Source organism: Flavobacterium sp. (genome assembly GCF_965657075.1).
In the GTDB taxonomy this organism is placed as follows: domain Bacteria; phylum Bacteroidota; class Bacteroidia; order Flavobacteriales; family Flavobacteriaceae; genus Flavobacterium.
Genome location: NZ_CBFHMV010000003.1, coordinates 168,944 through 189,201, shown reverse-complemented (window position 1 = coordinate 189,201; position 20,258 = coordinate 168,944). Strand labels below are relative to the sequence as shown.

The 20,258-nt window shown below is 31.5% G+C and carries 12 protein-coding genes and 1 pseudogene; 10 read left to right on the top strand and 3 right to left on the bottom strand.

Annotation, left to right across the window (positions count from 1 at the left end; all coding sequences use genetic code 11):
* Nucleotide 1: 1 nt before the first annotated feature.
* Complete coding sequence (gene menD / locus ACTF56_RS03835; protein ID WP_438965589.1) at nt 2-1,651, top strand: 2-succinyl-5-enolpyruvyl-6-hydroxy-3-cyclohexene-1-carboxylic-acid synthase; 1,650 nt, start codon at nt 2-4, stop codon at nt 1,649-1,651.
* 49 nt (nt 1,652-1,700) lie between these two features.
* On the top strand, nt 1,701-2,039 hold the full coding sequence (locus ACTF56_RS03830; RefSeq protein ID WP_438965588.1) for a DUF2853 family protein: 339 nt from the start codon (nt 1,701-1,703) through the stop codon (nt 2,037-2,039).
* A 106-nt stretch (nt 2,040-2,145) separates the two neighbouring features.
* On the opposite strand, the pseudogene ACTF56_RS03825 reads toward ACTF56_RS03830, so the two are convergent.
* From ACTF56_RS03825 to ACTF56_RS03815, 3 genes and pseudogenes are all read right to left on the bottom strand, one after another.
* Nucleotides 2,146-2,415, bottom strand: a pseudogene (locus tag ACTF56_RS03825) (DUF2400 family protein); the annotation flags it as partial.
* A gap of 14 nt (nt 2,416-2,429) precedes the next feature.
* On the bottom strand, nt 2,430-4,223 hold the full coding sequence (locus ACTF56_RS03820) for a recombinase family protein (RefSeq protein ID WP_438965587.1): 1,794 nt from the start codon (nt 4,221-4,223) through the stop codon (nt 2,430-2,432).
* 60 nt (nt 4,224-4,283) lie between these two features.
* Complete coding sequence (locus tag ACTF56_RS03815; RefSeq protein ID WP_438965586.1) at nt 4,284-5,726, bottom strand: hypothetical protein; 1,443 nt, start codon at nt 5,724-5,726, stop codon at nt 4,284-4,286.
* Nucleotides 5,727-6,297: 571 nt separating this feature from the next.
* On the opposite strand from ACTF56_RS03815, the gene ACTF56_RS03810 reads away from it, so the two are divergent.
* From ACTF56_RS03810 to pglZ, 8 genes are read left to right on the top strand one after another with little or no spacing between them, the layout of a single operon-like run.
* Entirely contained in the window at nt 6,298-6,477 is a 180-nt protein-coding gene (locus ACTF56_RS03810; protein ID WP_438965585.1) for a helix-turn-helix domain-containing protein, read from the top strand.
* Nucleotide 6,478: 1 nt separating this feature from the next.
* Entirely contained in the window at nt 6,479-7,081 is a 603-nt protein-coding gene (locus ACTF56_RS03805) for a DUF1819 family protein (RefSeq protein ID WP_438965584.1), read from the top strand.
* 1 nt (nt 7,082) lies between these two features.
* Nucleotides 7,083-7,664, top strand: a complete 582-nt coding sequence (locus ACTF56_RS03800) for a DUF1788 domain-containing protein (protein ID WP_438965583.1) — start codon at nt 7,083-7,085, stop codon at nt 7,662-7,664.
* A complete protein-coding gene (gene brxC / locus ACTF56_RS03795) occupies nt 7,664-11,164 on the top strand; it encodes a BREX system P-loop protein BrxC (RefSeq protein ID WP_438965582.1) in 3,501 nt (1,166 codons plus the stop codon). The genes ACTF56_RS03800 and brxC overlap by 1 nt, the downstream gene beginning before the upstream one ends.
* Nucleotides 11,164-14,688, top strand: a complete 3,525-nt coding sequence (gene pglX / locus ACTF56_RS03790; RefSeq protein WP_438965581.1) for a BREX-1 system adenine-specific DNA-methyltransferase PglX — start codon at nt 11,164-11,166, stop codon at nt 14,686-14,688. Before brxC ends, pglX begins: the two co-directional genes overlap by 1 nt.
* Before the next feature lie 6 nt (nt 14,689-14,694).
* Nucleotides 14,695-15,741, top strand: a complete 1,047-nt coding sequence (locus ACTF56_RS03785) for a 3'-5' exonuclease (protein ID WP_438965580.1) — start codon at nt 14,695-14,697, stop codon at nt 15,739-15,741.
* 6 nt (nt 15,742-15,747) lie between these two features.
* Nucleotides 15,748-17,766: a hypothetical protein gene (locus ACTF56_RS03780; RefSeq protein WP_438965579.1), complete on the top strand. Its 2,019-nt coding sequence runs from the start codon at nt 15,748-15,750 to the stop codon at nt 17,764-17,766.
* Complete coding sequence (pglZ, locus tag ACTF56_RS03775) at nt 17,763-20,258, top strand: BREX-1 system phosphatase PglZ type A (RefSeq protein ID WP_438965578.1); 2,496 nt, start codon at nt 17,763-17,765, stop codon at nt 20,256-20,258. The genes ACTF56_RS03780 and pglZ overlap by 4 nt, the downstream gene beginning before the upstream one ends.

Sequence of the window (20,258 nt, the reverse complement as noted above, 5' to 3'; positions counted from 1 at the left end):
AATGATCTACCCAAAAATACCTTTAGCGCAAAGTATTATCGAAATCTTTAAAGCCAAAGGAATACAACATATTGTAATTTCTCCAGGTTCTAGAAATGCACCTTTAACCATCGGGTTTACCCATCAGCAAGATTTTTTTGAATGTTACAGTATTGCAGATGAACGTTGTGCTGCTTTTTTTGCTTTAGGTATTGCCCAGCAAACCAATGAGCCTGTAGCAGTTGTATGCACTTCTGGTTCTGCGTTATTGAATTATTATCCAGCTGTTGCAGAAGCTTTTTACAGTCAAATTCCTTTGCTTGTCGTAAGTGCCGATAGACCTCATAGCAAAATTGACATAGGTGACGGACAAACTATTCGACAAGAAAATGTGTTTGAAAATCACAGTGTTTATAATGCTAATTTGACCGAATATGCTTCCCATGAAAATGATGTAAAAATTAACAGTGCAATTCATTATGCAATGATTAAAAAAGGGCCTTCGCATATTAATGTTCCTTTTGAAGAACCTTTGTATGAGTTGGTTTCTGAGCTTTCGGTTGCTCCAAAAATATTGAATTTTGAACTTTCTAAGCGCGAATTTACTTTACCTGAAACCTTTATTCAAAAATGGAATCAAGCCGCAAAAAAATTAGTTTTAGTTGGAGAATTAAAACCCAATACTTTAGATGATGAAGTTATTAATTTGTTGGGAAAAGATCCTTCAGTTGTTGTTTTGACTGAGAAAACATCGAATCTGCATCATGAAACTTTTGTGGATACGATTGATACTTTAATCACACCCTTTTCAAGCACTGAATTTGAAGCTTTTAGACCAGAAATTTTAATTACTTTTGGAGGAATGGTTGTTTCAAAAAGAATTAAAGCTTTTTTGAGAAAATACCAACCTAGTGCACATTGGCATATCGATACGTTAAGAGCTTATGATACTTATGATTGTTTATCAAAACATTTTGAAACCGAGCCGAATCATTTTTTTAATTTACTTTTTCAAAAGTCTGTAATCGTGTCAAGTTCTTATAAAAATTCGATAGCTTCTGTAAATGCTCTAAGAAAAGAAAAGCATCTTCATTATTGCCAACACATTCCTTTTTCGGATTTTAAAGTTTTTGATTATTTAAGTCATCACTTGCCTAATAATATTCATTTACAACTTAGTAATAGTTCTACCATTCGATATTTGCAGTTAGTGACTATCGATCCTTCTATTGAAGTTTATTGCAATAGAGGTACAAGTGGTATTGATGGTTCAACTTCCACAGCCATTGGAGCAGCTTTAAAAAATAACAAACCTACCGTTTTTATAACGGGTGATATTAGTTTCTTTTATGATAGCAATGCTTTGTGGAACAATTATATTCCCAATGATTTTAAAATTATTTTAATCAACAATAGTGGTGGAGGCATTTTTAGAATTTTGCCTGGTCATGAAGAAAATGAAGTTTTTAATACTTTTTTTGAAACCACACATCACTTAGACGCTTCTAATTTGGCTAAAATGTTTCAGTTGAAGTATTACCATGCCTCAGATGATTTGGGCTTGAATACTGTATTTAATGAATTTCTTTCCAATAATGAGCAACCTGCTCTGTTAGAAATTTTTACACCAGAAAAAATTAATGATAAAATATTGAAAAACTATTTTATTTGATATTATTTTGTTAAATTTGATAAGTATTAATTCAAAAAAACAAAACAAAATGAGTAAAAGAGACGAACTTATAACAAAATACGCTGCAGATTTGAAAGATAAGTGTGGTGTAACTCCAGACATGGATTTATTGACTAAAGTAACTATTGGTTGTGGTCCATCTATTTATAATGCAGATGCTGCAACTGTTGCAGGTTCTGATGAAAAAGAATTGGCTACAGTAAAAAACAATTTCTTAATTAAAAAATTAGGATTGAAAGATAGTGCTGATTTAGACAAAGGAATTGATGCTGTTATGGAACAATATGGTCGTTCAAACAAAAGTAAATATAGAGCTGTTGTGTACTACTTATTGACGGTACATTTTAATAAACAATCAGCTTTTTAAATAAACAACCAACCAAACTAACTTTTAAGTCCTATTCACTTTTGTAAATAGGACTTATTTTTTAAATAAGCATTTTTTAAAACAGCAACTAAAATAAATCAAGAAGTTAAAACCCTTCAAAAACACCTAAACCAAATAAGGCAAAGTCGTATTTTACGGGATCATTTGCATCTAATTTTCTTAAATTAGTGTCTAATTCTAATAAAGCTTTACCATCATTCTGTTTTCTGTTTAAAAGACCTAATTTTCTTGCTACATTGCCACTATGAACGTCTAAAGGACAAGACAAACAAGCACTTGGAATGGATTTCCAAATACCAAAATCAACACCGTTAGCATCATTTCTAACCATCCAACGCAGAAACATGTAGATACGGGTAATTAGAGTGGTTAATTAAAATTTATAATTTCTTCCTCTTTTAATTCAATAATCGTGTGTTCAGAAGAGTTGGATTCCAAACCTATAAAACTTTTACTCCATGGATTTTGTCTATCAATCTCTTCGTCTGACATACCATTTTGTTTTAATTCGTTTATAAATTTTTCATCAATTACTATGTTTTTATACTCTAGCATAGCTATTGCAATTTCTCTATCTTCTTCAATTTGTTCCTGTGTATATGCTTGCTTTCTATACTTTGATTTCCAAATCCAAGTTACTGCAAACCAATTAGTAATAAAAGTTGAAATTTCTTCATAACCACTATATTTAATGTTAATTATAAAAGTACCCATTTTACCTTCGTCCTTAACTTGACCTATTTTAACCCAATCTACAAGTGAATGTACTAGTCTTTTAATATCGTTAAACTCTAAAGTGTTTACATAGTCGCCAATTACTTTCTTTACATTTTCTTTTGCACTATAATTCTTCATCAAGACAACCCTTTCTTCTAAATCATCGATAAGTGTTTTTTGTGTTTCAAATGATTTTTTGGAATCTTTATATATTTTTTGAACATTAGTATCTTCTGCATATTCTGGATTTGTCAACAATGATACTTGATGCTTATAGACTCTTTCTAGAGATAGTAATTTTCCTTTTTGTTCTTTAAGCTCAGATAATAAAACCGAATAATTATTTTCTTTTTCGGGTAGTTCTAAAAGATGTTTTTCTAGTTCTTTTGATTCAAAAAGATGTTTAATTATAAAAGTTTCTAATTTGTAAATATTTATTGCTCTTGATTCTGTGCAAAGATTATTAGGGTAGATTTTACCCTTACATTTATAAGAATTATCTCCAGAAGCAATCCTTTTTTTTCCAACCATTTGCTTACCACAATGGGAACAGAATATTATACCATTTAACAAATAGTTGTAGTGCACTTTTTTACCTACTTTCTTCTTGTTCTCTTTCAGATTTAATATAGCTCTTTCCCAATATTCCTCTGGAACTAATTCTGGAACATCATAGTATTCTTCTCCAAGTTTTTTCTTCCCTTTATTTATTGGATTTTTTAAAATATCATGGACCACATTTCCTCTCCATTTTACGTTACTCTTGTTGTGGAGAAAAACTTCTTTAGTGTATGGGTCAATTCGTTTTATATCTCCTTCAAATTTATTAAATCTAGTTGCTGTTTTCATTTCATTAAGCATATTAGCAATAGTATATGTTCCTATGCCACTCAATGACCAGTCATACATCATTCTAACGTATTTTGCTTCTTCTTCATTAATTAATATATGGTTTTTGTCGTCATATTTATAACCATAAGGTAATTGACCCCTAAATCTACCGTCATCTGCTCTTTTTTTAATTGATAGTTTAACTCTTTGAGATGTTAAACTAGCATATAAGGCATTACTAGCACTATGAACACTTGCAATAAATCTATTGGATGGATTATCTAAATCAAAAAAAACTCCATTTGGATAATATTTACAATCATTATTCAACATTACCCCAACAAATGTTTCCCAGATTAAAGAACTTCTCTCGATTCTATCTTGATTTAGGACGTATACACCAAAATACTTCTTTGATTTTAGTTCTTTTAACATGCTAGCGAAACCAGGTCTATAAGTGTCATCCTTCGTACCGCTAATTCCTTCGTCAACAAAAAAAACAGGCTGAAACCCAAGACTTGAAGCTAATTTAGCACCTTCTTCTTTTTGTGTTGATATTGAAGTATCCTTGTCTTCACCCTTTTTACCACTAATTCGGCAATATACAGCTAGCATAAATTTTTTTTACAAATATACTTATTAATAACATTAAACGGTCAATTAGAGTGGTTGAAATCACTCTACTTTAATTTTTGGATAGACACCAATAATATCCTTAAGGTTTTCTAACATAATTTCTTTGGTTCGTTCCATTGCTTCCTTTGGAACTAGAAGACCATCGTGCATGGTATAAGGAATTATGCCTTCGTTAACTAGTTGTTTACAAATCTTATCAATAAAAACTTCGCTCTCAATCAACTGTAACGATATTGCAAATTGCTCATAATTACTTTTTTTAATTAATTTTATGATGGAGCTTATAAAAGGATACTTTAGAGCAAAAACTTTTTTTAAATTCGGTACTTGATTGTTTTTAGAATACGCTAATAGCATCCATGCACTTTTGCACAAGTTTCTTGCTTGTTCAAAATTTAATTTTTCATCTGGACCATACTTTACATCATAAACTCTAATCAATTCTTCATACCACTTACCAGAAGTGGTGACTTCCAAAAATCTATCTAATTCTTTCAAAACTGCTTGGGATGCGTTCTTACGATAGGTTTGAAGAATCTTATTAAACAAGACTGGTTGCGAGTTGGAAAGGTCCAGATAAGCCATGCTTTCATAACCAATGATGAATGGTCTTAAATCACTTGCCATGTTGGTTAAGTTGTTATCAAGTCTCTTATTGGTATCGTTCCTGTTGAATCTAAGCGTCTTGTTTAATCTTCCATTTTTTATAGCGTTGATTGATGCTATCCGAGATGAATAACGTTTAAATGCTTTGTTCTCCTCATCAATATTGGTTGCTAACAATAATTCGTCAGCATACCTATTATTTGTGTGCTCAATCGCTCCTACATCATCAATATCTAATTGTTTTCTGTAGTGACCACCCATTATTTTGATATGCTTTGGTGCATTGTTTATAAAGACAGAATCTTTCTCATAGTCCTTAGTTAAGTATCGTTTATTCTTACTAGTAATAGGTATCTTAATATTATACCAATTAGTATATATCCTATTTTTTTGAATGTTACTAATCCCTTTAATAGCATAGGTTACAGGTGTTATTTGTATATTACTTTGTAAACAATAGGTATGTACTATCTCATCTATCTTTCTATCTGACAATTTTAATTTAGAAAATATTAAATTATTACAACTTTCAATTGAATGTAAATAATAATGACTTGCATATCCTTCATAAGGAATATCATTCCAAATAACTCCGTTATTAACTATCCAATTAATATAAAATGAATAATCATTACCATATTTAAGTTGAAGGTATTTTGAATACATTGGTATCACATGATTTGGATAATTATCATTTTTCTTATAAATGTTTGACTTTGATAAAATATCATTGATGATAGACAAGCCTATCTCAATTGAGTTTGGATGTGAATCTAATGTTGTGGTGTGTGATGTAATTAATAATAAGTCTACCATTTCTTTTGGTAGGTTTAATGTTCTGTACTTGGTGTACGTTTTGCTTTTAGCTTTCTTCATTTGAATTTTATTTTCGCTTTATGTTATTGTCTCGCTAGTTTAGGCTGGAGCGAAAACCAGATGGAGCAACCCGTCTGGAATCCAGCAAACTCATCATGAAGATGAATTTATACCAATGTAAGCACTGTTGAATCAAAAGTCAAGTGAATTTCTGAAATAAATCCTTCCTGTGGGTGGTCCTTCCTCCGTTGGTTGTTGTTACCCCACTCCTTTAGACCCCTCCTGTGTTGGTAATATCAACACAATGATGGTGTGTTTAAATTTTTTTTACAGAAAAAAATAAGATGATTTTAGGTAGTGACCTTTTTTTGAAAAAATATTTTTAAAATTTTTCGGGTAATTTTTAGGTCAAATAATATCATTAATCATTCATTTAAAGCTCCGTTTTGTCCGCTTATGCTCACGTAAACGCTATGCAATTTACATAGCATATACGTGTGAAGATATTATCAAAAACCTTTTAGTATCAAGGTGTTCAATCACTTTTATTGATTATGTCGGATTTTTTCTCAAAAACAAGCTTTTTTTTCTTAAGTTTACACGAAGGAAAACTTTAATTTTTTTTAAAGACATGCTGTTAAAAGAACTATTGAAAACGAAGGGGGTTAAGCAAAATTGGCTTGCATCGAGACTTGGTGTTAGCGAAGTGACTGTTAGTAATTGGGTAAAGGAAAAAAGTATTCCTTCTCAAAAACACCTTGAAAAATTAAGTGAAATTCTAAACATTCCTGTTAAGGAACTGATTAACTAATATGATAAAAACCAATAAATATGACTTTTCATTTACTGCGTCATCGTTACGATTAAACGAGATGCTATTGGTTGCTCGTGCTTATCATGATGATGTTGAAGTTGATTATACCAATGACTTAGGTGGTGGCAAATCATCAACTGGTAAACGAATGTTATCTGAATTCAAGAAAAGAATATCACACTTAACACCAGCACAGGTTGAAGTGTTGTTAAATAGTGATTTGGTGACCCAAAAACAATTGACATTGGTATCAGTATGTAAATCGTATTCTTTTATTAGAGAGTTTATCGTAGAGGTTGTTCGTGAAAAGGTCTTGGTTTATGACTATCAAATTACAGATGGTGATTACATTTCTTTTTACAGAAGAAAATTTGATTTGCATGAAGAAATGGATTCGCTAACGGAACTAACGGAGAAAAAAATAAAACAAGTAACTTTTAAGATACTTGAACAAGCTGGATTGATTAATGACATTAAAAACAGAATTATTCAACCCCAAATCATAGATTATAAACTTATAAAAGCACTGGTCCAAGACAATCCAAACTGGTTGAAAGTACTATTGGTTTCAGATATGGACATTCAAAGAGCAAAAGATTAACATGGTAGATATAACGGCAAAATTTTCACACTTATTCAATGTGATTTCATCGAAGCGTTTCTTGAACAAAGAAGCGTTGGGCGGTGAAATACCATTTTTTATTACCGCTTATGATGCAAGACAAGAAATTGAAGTATGTGATTCCATAAAACTATTAAAGAACAAGCTGGAGACATCTGGTGTATCGGTATTGGAACTTAATTTATATGATATAGTTTGTGATATACTTGAAGAAAAAGGTGGTATGGAACGCATGTTCAAGATTGAGTTATCTAAGGATAAGGATAAGTTTCTGAGTGCTTTGCAATCAACACTTAACATTCATCAAATCCTTATGCCTAGAATAAAAAAAATGATTGAGGATTACCCAGCCAAGGTTTACTTTTTGACTGGTATTGGGATGGTTTTTCCTTATATACGTTCCCACAATATTTTGAATAACCTTCAGAATGTTGCCAAAGATTCACCAACGGTGACATTTTTCCCTGGTGATTATAATGGTCACACATTGAACCTTTTTGGTTTGCTTAAAGACGACAACTACTACAGAGCATTTAATATAGACATCTTAGAACCTAAATAATGATAGTAAAGGATTTTTTCGAAAAAGACATCAATAGAAATATTGAAACGGTAATCAAAGCAGATGACCGAGATAACATCTCAACTGAAGTTGCAGAGTATGTTATAACTAAAGAGATTGGCAAGAAAATTAGAGACTTGTTCCAGAGCTATAATGATTATAGTGGAGCAAATGGTGTTTGGATTTCTGGGTTCTTTGGTAGTGGTAAATCTCATTTGCTGAAGATTGTATCTTACGTTTTAGAAAACAAAGAATTCAATGGTTATAAAAGTGGTGAATTGTTTGCTGAAAAAATTGAAGATGATGAGATGCTTAAAGCTGATGTGCTTTCTGCAACCAGAATTCCTTCTGAATCTATATTGTTCAACATTGACCAACAGGCTCAAATCACTAGCAAGGCTGATGCAAATGCAATCCTATCTGTGTTCTATAAAGTGTTCTATGACCACCTTGGGTATTATGGATTTCAACCTCACGTTGCGGAATTTGAAATGTGGCTAGATAAACAGGATAAGTATGAAGCTTTTAAACCTTTGTTCAAGTCGAAGCATAATTCTGAATGGGAAACAGCTCGAATCGATTATTTTGACCCATTGGTTACTTCAAGTATTGCTGAAGCATTAGGTGAAATATTTGGAACTGATTCTTCTAAGTACGAAACAATCTTAGATTCTATTGAGGACAAACACAAGCAATCCATTGAAGATTTCTGCCAAAGAGTAAACGAATACATCAAAATGAAACCAAAAGGTTTTAGATTGAACTTTTTTGTTGACGAGGTTGGTCAATATATTAGTGACAATACCAAATTGATGCTTAATCTTCAGACTATTGCTGAAACACTAGCTACAACCACCAAAGGTAATTCATGGATACTTGTTACTTCACAAGAAGATATGGAAAAAGTTGTTGGTGACATGAGTAAAAGTCAACAAAATGACTTTTCACGTATCCAAGCACGATTCAAAATAAAAGTTCCTCTGACTTCAGCAAACGTTGACGAAGTAATCGAAAAAAGACTTTTAAAGAAAAACAAAGATGCACATACGAGTTTGACCAACACCTTTAAAAAAGAAAGTGCTTTATTGGACACTCTATTGAGTTTTTCTGATTCGGGTGTTCAGTTTAAAGGCTTTAAAAGTGATGTTGACTTTGCAAATAAAATGCCTTTCGTATCCTATCAGTTTGATTTATTTCAACAATGTAGAATAGCACTTTCAACTCATAATGCTTTTCAAGGTAAACATGCTTCTGTAGGTGAAAGAAGTATGTTGGGTGTATTCCAACAAGTTATTCAAAACATTGAAGAACGTGGTAACGATGCGTTGGTTAGTTTTGATTTGATGTTCGATGGTATTCGAAATGAACTGAAAGGTCAAATACAATCTTCAATCCAGCTAGCTGAAAGAAACCTAGACAATTTGTTTGCTGTTAAAGTGTTGAAGGCTTTATTTTTAGTTAAATACTTTGGTAATTTCAAAACAACAAAAAGAAATATTTCTGTTTTGATGATTGATTCTATTGGAGTTGATTTGAAAATGCACGAACAAAAAATTGATGAGGCTTTAAATTTGTTAGAGAACCAAAGTTATGTTCAACGCAACGGTGATGTATATGAATTCTTAACTGATGACGAAAAAGACATTGAAGAAGAAATCAAAAACACCGACATCGATGACCAAGCAATTACTAACTTATTAAAAGAGATATTGTTTGACGAAATCATTCGAGACAACAAGATTAAATACAATGACAATAAACAGGACTATGAATTCACCAGCAAGATTGACGGAGTTGTATTGGGGCGTGAAAAAGAACTAGAGATAGAAATTCTTACTGAGAATTATTCTGATTTTACTAATATCACCTTTATTCAATCACAAACGATAGCTAGTTCTGGAATGAAGATTTTACTTCCTTCCGATGCAACATTCATGAAGGATTTAAAGATGTATTTAAAGACTGATAAATACAACAAACAAAATCAATCTACAGCCAACAAAAGTGAGGTGAAACGTATTCTTCAAGACAAAGGGATGCAGAATGCAGAACGAAGAAGGAACCTAGTTTTAATGGCAAACAAAGCCTTGGCTTCAGCTGATGTATTTTTGAATGGTGAAAAGATTCAGATAGGACAATTTTCTGATGGGAAAACACTTGTTATAAATGCTTTCCAAAATTTAATTAAAACGGTTTATGTAAACCTACGAATGTTAGGTACAATTCAGTTTTCTGAAGACACCTTCAAACAAGTAATTGGAGGAAAAGCAGACGATTTATTTAAATCGGATGATGAAACCATGAGCGAAGCTGAGTCAGAAATCTTAACCATTATCAATCGAAGAAAAGCTCAATCTGACAGAACAACTTTAAACGACCTTAAAACCATTTTTGCTAAAAAACCATACGGATGGTATCAAAATGCAGTTTGGACCATTGTGGCTAAGCTATACAAGCGTGGTAAGATAGAAATCAAGAAAGATTCAAACGTATTGGATGATATGGATGTTATTCAAGCTTTATTGAATTCTGCAAGCTATCAAAATACTATAATTGAACCACAAGCTGTAATAGACCCAAAATTGGTTAAAGATTTGAAGGTAGTATATGCAGAAGCATTTGACGAAAATTGCTCATTAAATGACGCTAAAGATGTAGCAAACGCCTTCAAAGAAAAACTCAAAGAAATGAATGGTGATTTAGCTCAATTGATGGCTAGACAAAGCGAGCTTCCGTTTATGTCAAGTTTAACTGAGTTTAAAGAGTTGATAGCTAAATTAGCCAACAAAGAATACAGTTATTACCTTACAAACCTTAAAGATTTCGAAGATGAGTTACTAGATACCAAGGAAAATCTACTGGACCCAATCAAACGATTTATCAATGGTGACCAATTAAAAATTTATGAAGGCATAAGAACAATAGTAAAGAGTGATGTTTCCAACTTTGATTACGTTGAAGGTAATGAATTCAATATTTTAAAAGAGTTATTGGATAACCCAAAACCATATAGTGGTAATTCAATCAAAGAAGCTAAGACAGCTCAAGATGAATTAACTAAGAAAGTTTTGGAACGTATCAGTGAAGAGAAAACTAAAGCTATTTCAGCCATTCAAAGTACAATTGAAGACATCAAGTCCAAAGAAGAATTTATCAAGTTAGATTCAGCGAATCAAAACAAGATTATTCTTCCTTTTCAAGAAGTAATCGATAAACTGCAAACGCAACGTTATATCGCTTTGATTCGGGATGCCAAATCAAAAACACTGGAACATTTATTTCCGAAGCAATTAAACGAAATGATTCGCTTGAGTACTCCAGTAGAAAGTGGCTCTGGTGAAGTACAAGAACCAACACCACATTACATTAGAAGAGCTTCAATCAAGGTTGATTTTGACAAGACAGAATTAAGAACTGAAGCTGATGTAAATGACTATGTTGACGCACTTAAAAAAGCTTTGTTAGAACAAATAAAAGAAACTAGAAGAATTTCATTATAATGAATACAAACGCTCTAAAAAAATTCGCTCAAGAAGCCAGAAGGAAACTCCTAGAACAAGTGGGAGCTAAATTGGAATATGTTTTGCATACGGATACTCCAGAACTTCGTGAGAAAGCAGACCAAGTTCAAAAGCTAAAAAAAGCCATTCAGGACACTTCTAAGGAACAAATAATAGACAAAGTAACATACACTTGGTTTAACCGTTTTATGGCGTTACGTTTCATGGATGCCAACGATTACCAACCTATTGGTATTCGTGTGTTGACACCCAAAGATGGTTATACGCTTCCAGAATTATTAGATGAAGCGAAACAAGGACATATTCCAGAAGAACTTTCGGTTAAGAACCAACGAATCTATGATTTATTGGATGGTAAAATACCAAGTTCCAACGCCCAAAATGAAACTTATAAAGACTTGTTGATTGGTGCTTGCAACCATTTGAACAAAGTATTACCATTCTTATTTGAAAGAATCAACGATTACACTGAGTTACTTCTACCAGATGACCTTACATCAGAATTATCCATAATACAGGATATTCGAGATGGAATGAGTGTTGAAGATTGTGCCGAAGTGGAAGTTATTGGATGGTTGTATCAATTTTATATTTCAGAGAAAAAAGACGAAGTGTTTGCTTCTAAGTCGGCTGTGAAAAAAGAAGATATTCCAGCAGCAACTCAGTTATTTACGCCACGTTGGATTGTAGAATACATGGTTCAAAATACTGTTGGAAAGTTATGGTTACAAAACAAGCCAAATTCCCAGTTAAGGGAACATATGCCTTACTTTATTGAATCTCCTTCGGTTACTAATGAAGATTATCTAAAGCTGAACTCAATTGAAGAATTAACATTGCTGGACCAAGCTTGCGGAAGTGGACACATACTGGTTTATGGATTCGATTTGTTATATAAAATTTACGAAGAAGAAGGCTACAATACCAACGAGATACCAGAACTCATTATCAAGAACAATCTTTATGGATTTGAAATAGATGAACGTGCATCACAATTAGCTGGAATGGCATTGATGATGAAAGCCAGAAGTTACAACCGAAGATTCTTCAGAAAAGAGGTTGAACCAATAATCCTTTGTTACAAAGATTTGGCTTTAACCAAAGAGGAATATACTGAAGCATTTAAGCAGATTGGATTAGATTTATCTGATGAGGTAAATTATGATTTAACCCAAATGCAACAAGCAACTAATTATGGTTCATTGATTGCCCCACATTCTTCACCTCAAGAATTAGAAAAGATATTATCTGGAATAATTGACAAAGAAAACACTGGTGATGCATTCCTAAAGTACCAACTTGAGCAATTGAAAGTATCTATTGAACAGTTGATTCTTTTAGGTAAAAAATACCATTGTATTGTAGATAACCCACCTTACATGGGTGGTGGAAATATGAACAAAATTTTAGGTGATTATGTAAAAGTAAACTACCCAGATAGCAAAGCAGATTTGATGGCTTGCTTTATGGAAGCTGGAATAAATATGTTGCACTCAAAAGGATTTCTGGGAATGATTAACCAACATTCTTGGATGTTCTTGACTAGTTATGAAAGGTTGCGTGATAAATTAATTGATTCTGTTTTCTTTGATACAAATTTGCATTTAGGAGCAAGAACATTCCCCGAGATTGGTGGTGAAGTAGTTCAAAATGCTTCTTTTACTTTCTGGAACAATACAATAGAAAAAAATGGTATTTATCTAAGACTGGTAGACTTTAACACTACTTATTTAAAAAGAGACAATACCTATGAAGCTTTACAGAATTCAAAATGTGGATGGTTTTACACCACAAACCAAAAAGACTTTAAAAAAATTCCTGGAAGTCCAATTGGTTATTGGTTGAGCGAGAAATTAATAAACTCTTTTGAACAAGTTAATATAGGTACTGAATTATTAACAAGAGAGGGAATGGCTACTGCAAATAATGACCGTTTTATGAGATTGTGGTCAGAAGTTGAGATAGAGAAGTCATCAGTCCTAAATTTTACTGTTCAAAAAAAGTGGTTTGGTTATAATAAGGGGGGAACTTTCAGAAGATGGTCTGGAAATGATTATTTTGTTGTTAACTGGAATAATAATGGTGAAGAAATTAGAAACATAAAGGATGCAAAAACAGGCCGTATTCGGTCACATAATTATAATGGTGATTTTGCGTTTAAAGAAGGAATTACTTGGAGTGCATTATCAAGTGGTAATTTTTCCGCAAGATGGACAAACTACGGTTACTTATTTGATTCTAAAGGTGCTAAAGGATTTGCAATAAATGAAAATGGCAAATTAATTCTAGCTGTTTTAAATACCAAAGTAGCTCAAATATTTTTAGATGTATTAGCTCCTACATTAGATTATAAAGTTGGTGATATTATACAAGTCCCATTAAAAATTTTAGATGCAGACCAGATTGAAATTATCGTAGAAGAAAATATTAAAGTTTCAAATTTGGAATGGTATTCAAGAGAAACTTCATGGAATTTCACGCAAAACGAACTTATCAAACACAAATCTCAAGACCTTGAAGAGACTTATGACCTCTACCAACAGTTTTGGATAAACAAATTTTTTCAACTCCATAAAAACGAAGAAGAACTCAATCGTAAGTTTATAGAAATTTATGGTTTGCAAGAAGAGTTAACGCCAGAGGTTCCATTTGAAGAGGTAACAATTCTAAAGGAAGAAACTGTCATCGAGAATGGTCGATTGGTTTTCAAAGAAACAGAGATTTTTGCTCAGTTCATGAGCTATGCTGTAGGTTGTATGTTTGGACGTTATTCTTTGGATAAAGAGGGTTTAATCCTTGCTAATCAAGGTGAAACTCTTGAAGACTATTTAGCCAAATTAGAAAAGACCAAAGACCAACTTAGTTTCACTCCAGATGATGACAATATTATTCCTGTTTTAGATGACGAATGGTTTGAAGATGATATTACAGGTCGTTTTTATGCGTTTTTAAAAGTAAGTTTCGGTACTGGTAACTTCGATAAAAACTTAGCTTTCGTAGAAGAGTGTTTGGGTAAAGATGTACGCAAATACTTTGTAAAAGATTTTTACAATGACCACATCAAACGCTACAAGAAAAGACCTATTTACTGGATGTTTTCTTCACCCAAAGGTTCATTCAATGTGTTGATTTACATGCACCGCTATACGCCAGATACTCTTAATAAAATTTTGAATGGCTATCTAATTGAGTACCGTGAAAAGCTAAACACTCGCATGGAACACTTGGACCATTTAATTGTGTCTGGTTCTTCCACCGAACAAACCAAAGCTCAAAAAGAAAAAGACAAGCTAAAATTAGTGCTTATAGAGCTTCAAGAATACGAAAGAGAAACCTTAAGACCTTTAGCTATAGAACGCATCAATATAGACCTAGATGAAGGTGTTTTGGTGAACTATAATAAGTTTGGAAAAGCAATCAAAGAGGTAAAAGGATTGAATGATGCTAAAACAAAGAAGAAAGTGAAAGAATTTGATTGGATTGATAAAACAACTATAAAATAAAGCAACATGGCAAAAGAAGCATGGTATATAAATGAATCTGAACTTGACGATTATCAAGTTCCAATTATTCAAAAAAAAATGAATAGCTCTTTCGTGGTTAAGGGTTGTGCTGGTTCTGGGAAAACAGTATTAGCTTTGTGGAAAGCACGAGAAATTAACGATGCTAATTTAGGTAGTTATTATGTTATTGTTTATACAAAGGCATTAAGGCAATTTATTAATGATGGAATTAATGAGATAGGTTTATCTCAATCTAGAGTTGTTCATTTTAATCAATGGAAGAATAGATTGAATATGCCACAAGCTGATTTTGTAATAATTGATGAGGTACAAGATTTCACTAAAGAGGAACTAGATTTATTGCAAAAATCTGCTGGAAAAGCATTTATTCTTTTTGGAGATACTGCACAGCAAATTTACAAAGGACTAAAACCAAACTTAATGACTATGGAACAAATAGCTTTTCATACTCAATTAGCAATGGAATCACTAGTTTTAAATCATCGTTTGCCTAAAAAAATCGGTAGAGTTGCAGAATATTTGAACTCAACGGGTGATTCAATTGAAGGAAGATGCACTAAAGAAGGAGCGAATAAACCATTTTTAGTAAAAACTTCTAGTTGGAAAGAACAATTAGACTTCATCAAAGATACTATTGAAGAAAGAGGTTATACAGATGTTGGAATCTTATTTCCACAAAATACAGATGTAAAAAAAGCGGATGAATATTTTAAATCAATTGGTTTTGGTGTAGAATCAAAATATGATATTAACTATCCAGATAATGTAAAGTTTAATTTAAATTTTCATAGTGATAACCCGAAAATAATGACTTATCATAGTTCAAAAGGATTGCAATTTGAAGCAGTATTTATTCCTACAATTGAAGTAAAAGCTCTTACTGGAGAAACTGAGAATCCACTTTATGTTGCATTAACAAGAACTTATCAAGATTTATTTATAATCAAAAATGGAGATGAATTTGGAAAAATACCTATTTCACTTTTCGAAGTGGTTGATTTAAACAATAGTAATACAGATTTACCTTTCTAAACTATTATGGAAAACTATTTGTACATACCCGTTAACAGTTTGAATTTTAATAATATTCTTTCTTCAGAGAGTATCTCTCCACAAATATTTTATGAAAAAAGAGGATATGGATTTAAAAGATTTGAGAAAAGTAATATTAATTCGTTTACAAATTCTATTCTTGTTTACAATAAAATACCAATTACTCATGATATCAAAAGTGACCGTGAAGAATTTATATTTTATTTAGCTGTACCAAGCAATTTAATTAAAAAAGAAACGCAAAAGCATAATTTAAATAATTTCGAAATTTTTCAATTAGATTATACTTTATACATAAATTCTGTAGAGTGTTTTTTTATTACAAGAACAAAAAATGAATCATTAAAATTAATTGCATCAACGAACAGAAGTATAGAGGTTAAAAACGTTGACAATTATGAGAAAAACTTAAAATCATTAGAAGAATATAAATTCGAAAAGGATAATTTCAATTATGATTTATTGGAAAAAATAAGTGATTTTAAAAATTATAATCACGACCAAATAGTATTTGACAGAAAAGTAAATAAAATTAAAGGTTTTGTTTATGGTTATTTAAGTGGTCATCTAAACGAATTGCCTAAAGAAATTTTAAAAGCAAAACTATTCTATCAAGAGTTTATAAACACATATTCACTTTTGTCAAATGAGTTATCTACCACTGTAAATCAAAAAAACAATTATTATCAAAAAGGTAAAAATAAAGAGATTGAGGGTTATTATGATAAATTACAAGAATTAATTGATAATATCTCGCTTTTACTGGACATCTATGATGCAAGTAGTATTGAAAATAATGTTGTTGAAGATTTTAATTTTGACATAGATACTTTAAAAGATTTTAAAAAATATAACTCTAAAAAACTAAAAAAGTCTTTATATCAAATTCTTTTAGATTTATTTAAAGACAGTAATTTAGAATCACTTTCTATTGAAGAATTATTGAATTATTTAATATCTCAATCAAAACGATTTTCTCAAAACACTTCCATTATAAATTATAATTCATTAGAAGCAAAATTTAATTTGGTTAGAGGTATCATTTATCAAAAATTTAATGAAATAGAATTAGCGAATTCTAATTGTGAAAAAATAAATGAATTGCCTTTTGAATATGATGTTAAAAAAATGACTATTAATTTAAAATCCAAAGAACTTGAGCAAAATGAATTATTTTTATACAACTTAATATTAAAAGAATTTTTAAGCCTTGAAGAATTATCAACTGCTGATGAAATTGGACAACGTAGATTGAATATTTTAGCAACTATTGGTAAATTAAGTACGGAATCAAAAGTATTTGAAAAAGATTCAGAAGATATAAAATACCTCAGAAAATTATACGATAGTTTAAAAACAATTGGCATTGGTTTTAAAATAAACGATACAGAGAGTGTTGCTCTTCAATCATTAGCTTGTTTTTTAAATAGGTATTCTGATTTTGAAAAATTGACTGATTATATGATGAAAAACAATGTGTCGAAAAACAGTTTCGTAATGGGTATTTGGGGAGCGGCATATGGTTTTTCAAACACATCCAAGCTTGTTCTTGCTCCATTATTTAGAAATAATGACATATTGATTGAGGCAATTCAACTTTCAAATAATATTGCCACATCTCAGCCTATTTACGAAAATACACTTTATAAATTTGTTTCAGAATTAGAAAGAAACACAATTTTTAATACATATACAATTAAATCAGAAATAAGTATTGTTAAGGAGCCTTTAAGTGATAAATTGGATAAAAAAGATGAATTCTTAGAGATTATTATTTCGAATAAAAAATTAAGAGGTAATGATGAATGGATAAAAATAATTAATGATTGTTTTAAATTAGTAGATAAAGAAATTCGCTCGGGGGAGTTGTTTGATTCTTCAAACGCTAAACTAGATTTATTTATAGAAAAATTAATAGTGAAAGCAAAAGAAACCAAAGGTTTTGGTGATGCAAAAATTAATGAAGCAATTGATGAGTACTCAAAATTTTTAAAAATAAAATGAATAAAATAACTGAGGCATTAATTAAGTTATTCAGTAAACACCGTGTCATTTTTTGGTACGATGAGAAGGAAGAACTTACAGAACAGTATAAAGAAGTTTCGCTAGATGATGTGACTAAAATTCACGTTCAAGGAAACGAATTTGCTGTTAAACACATTATTAATAAACAAAACCCGACTGGAAAGTTTCTACTGTACTTTACTGGCGACAAACCAGCTAGTGAAGACAATTGGTTGTTGGATATGGAACTGGCACATCAAGTTTTTCATACAGACCAAGAAGTGATGTGGCTTCAAGAAATGGGATTGGGTTACCATTTGAAAGAGTTGGTTACAGAACACATGGAATTCTTTAGAGCAAAGGAACGAAGACTGAAGCTTAAAGAATTTCTTGGAGATGGTGATGATTATCAAGAAATCCGATACAAGATGTTGGCTGTTGCATTTGGAACTGAAAACATAAGTTTAGTAACATACATCCATGCACATGCTTCTTCTTTTTCTGACGGCAACGAAAAGTTTGACAAAGACCTAGAAAGGTATAATTTAACTAAATACTACTGGAGCGAGATTAAACGAAAGTATAATTATACCAGTGATATACCTTCTATTTACGATTTCCTTCTGGAAGTATTCAATTCAAACTTTATATTTGGAGTCAAAAATGGCATTGCAAAAGAATCTCGATTGTTGTTGTCGCTATGGAAAGACACCATTCAATTTAGAGAGTTCTTCGGTAAGGTCTCGGATAAAATTGCAATAGACATTGATGTAGAAAATAAGTTGAATCAATCTAATATCGATTCACTTGTGAGTGATGACCTGTTCAAACTAATTGATAAGAAGGTAATCCATGAATTTGTTAACCTTATAATTACTGATGGAATTTCGAATGATAAAGTTCTACAGTATGTAAAGCAACGTGAAAATAAATACTGGTATGGTGAGTTCGAATCATTTTATCAAAGTATCGTTTTTGCGTCTCAAATGATAGCACTGGTAAGAAAACATGGTGACACCAAATACAATTCATTTAATGATGGAACAAAAGATTACGCATCAAATCTGTATGAAATAGATTTGTTGTACCGTAAATTCATTTGGAGTTATAGAAAGTCTAACCAGAATAAAATACTTGCTGACTTAGCTATCAAAGTTGAAAAGGTATATTCTAATGATTGGCTTTTGATATACAATAATAACTGGCAAGGTGTAATTGACAACCTTTCTTCATGGTCAAATGATTCTGCAACCAGCCAAAAACATTTTTATAATACACATGTAAAGCCTGTAGTCGATAAAAAACAACGATTGTTTGTGATTATATCCGATGCGTTTAGATACGAATGTGGTGCTGAATTAACAAAGAAATTACAATCTGAAAACCGATACGAAGCTTCAATTAGTCATATGGTGTCAAGTTTACCTTCATATACTCAATTGGGAATGGCATCATTGTTACCACACAAAGAACTAAGTATTCAAGAAGGTAGTGATTTGGTGCTTATTGATGGAATGTCAACAAGTGGTATTCAAGGACGTTCAAAAATTCTTGAAACCAACTCTGACGCAAGAGCAACAGCTATCAAAGCAGAGGACTTTATGAAGATGAATTCAGCAAAAGAAGGTCGTGATTTTGTTAAACAATATGATTTGATATACATCTACCACAATCGAATAGATAAGACAGGTGATGATAAAACTACAGAAGAAAAAGTATTTGAAGCTGTTGAAGAAGAGTTCGTTTTCTTGATGGATATGTTGAAGAAGATAAACAACATGAATGGTTACAACATGATAATCACTTCAGACCATGGATTTATTTATCAGCATAATGAATTAGCAGATAGCGATTTTAGTGAATCAACTCACACTGGAGAAATCTGGAAGGAGAACAGAAGATTTATCTTAGGTAAAAACCTATCAAACGATTCAGCTACAAAAGCATTTAAAAGTGAACAATTAGAAATCAAATCTGGTGTTGATGTATTGATACCTAAATCGATTAATAGACTAAGAATAAAGGGTGCTGGTTCACGTTTTATTCACGGTGGAGCATCATTACAGGAAATAGTAATTCCGTTGGTTAAAATCACTAAAACAAGACAGGATACTACAACTCAAGTTGACATCGACATTATTAAATCTACAGATAGAATTACAACAAATATTCTAGCAGTTTCATTTATTCAGAAAGATACAGTGAGTGAACAAGTATTGCCTAGAAGTATTCGTGCTGTTATTCGTGCTGAGGATGGTGAAGAATTAAGCGACCAATTCAAGTACAACTTTGATATTGAAGAAGGAAGTGAGAGACAAAGAGAAGTGAAACACCGATTCCAGTTGAGTTCTAAGGCTAGCGGAAAATACAAAAACCAAAGAGTACAATTAGTATTGGAAGAACCTGTTGAGGGAACTTCAAAATGGAAGCAATACCAAGAATACTATTACACCTTGAATATATCATTTACTAACGACTTTGATGATTTTTAA

Excerpts from the sequence above, each read along its gene's own strand:
- menD (WP_438965589.1), top strand. The coding sequence starts at position 2 with ATGATCTACCCAAAAATACCTTTAGCGCAAAGTATTATCGAAATCTTT.
- ACTF56_RS03830 (WP_438965588.1), top strand. The coding sequence starts at position 1,701 with ATGAGTAAAAGAGACGAACTTATAACAAAATACGCTGCAGATTTGAAA.
- ACTF56_RS03820 (WP_438965587.1), bottom strand. The coding sequence starts at position 4,223 with ATGCTAGCTGTATATTGCCGAATTAGTGGTAAAAAGGGTGAAGACAAG.
- ACTF56_RS03815 (WP_438965586.1), bottom strand. The coding sequence starts at position 5,726 with ATGAAGAAAGCTAAAAGCAAAACGTACACCAAGTACAGAACATTAAAC.
- ACTF56_RS03810 (WP_438965585.1), top strand. The coding sequence starts at position 6,298 with ATGCTGTTAAAAGAACTATTGAAAACGAAGGGGGTTAAGCAAAATTGG.
- ACTF56_RS03805 (WP_438965584.1), top strand. The coding sequence starts at position 6,479 with ATGATAAAAACCAATAAATATGACTTTTCATTTACTGCGTCATCGTTA.
- ACTF56_RS03800 (WP_438965583.1), top strand. The coding sequence starts at position 7,083 with ATGGTAGATATAACGGCAAAATTTTCACACTTATTCAATGTGATTTCA.
- brxC (WP_438965582.1), top strand. The coding sequence starts at position 7,664 with ATGATAGTAAAGGATTTTTTCGAAAAAGACATCAATAGAAATATTGAA.
- pglX (WP_438965581.1), top strand. The coding sequence starts at position 11,164 with ATGAATACAAACGCTCTAAAAAAATTCGCTCAAGAAGCCAGAAGGAAA.
- ACTF56_RS03785 (WP_438965580.1), top strand. The coding sequence starts at position 14,695 with ATGGCAAAAGAAGCATGGTATATAAATGAATCTGAACTTGACGATTAT.
- ACTF56_RS03780 (WP_438965579.1), top strand. The coding sequence starts at position 15,748 with ATGGAAAACTATTTGTACATACCCGTTAACAGTTTGAATTTTAATAAT.
- pglZ (WP_438965578.1), top strand. The coding sequence starts at position 17,763 with ATGAATAAAATAACTGAGGCATTAATTAAGTTATTCAGTAAACACCGT.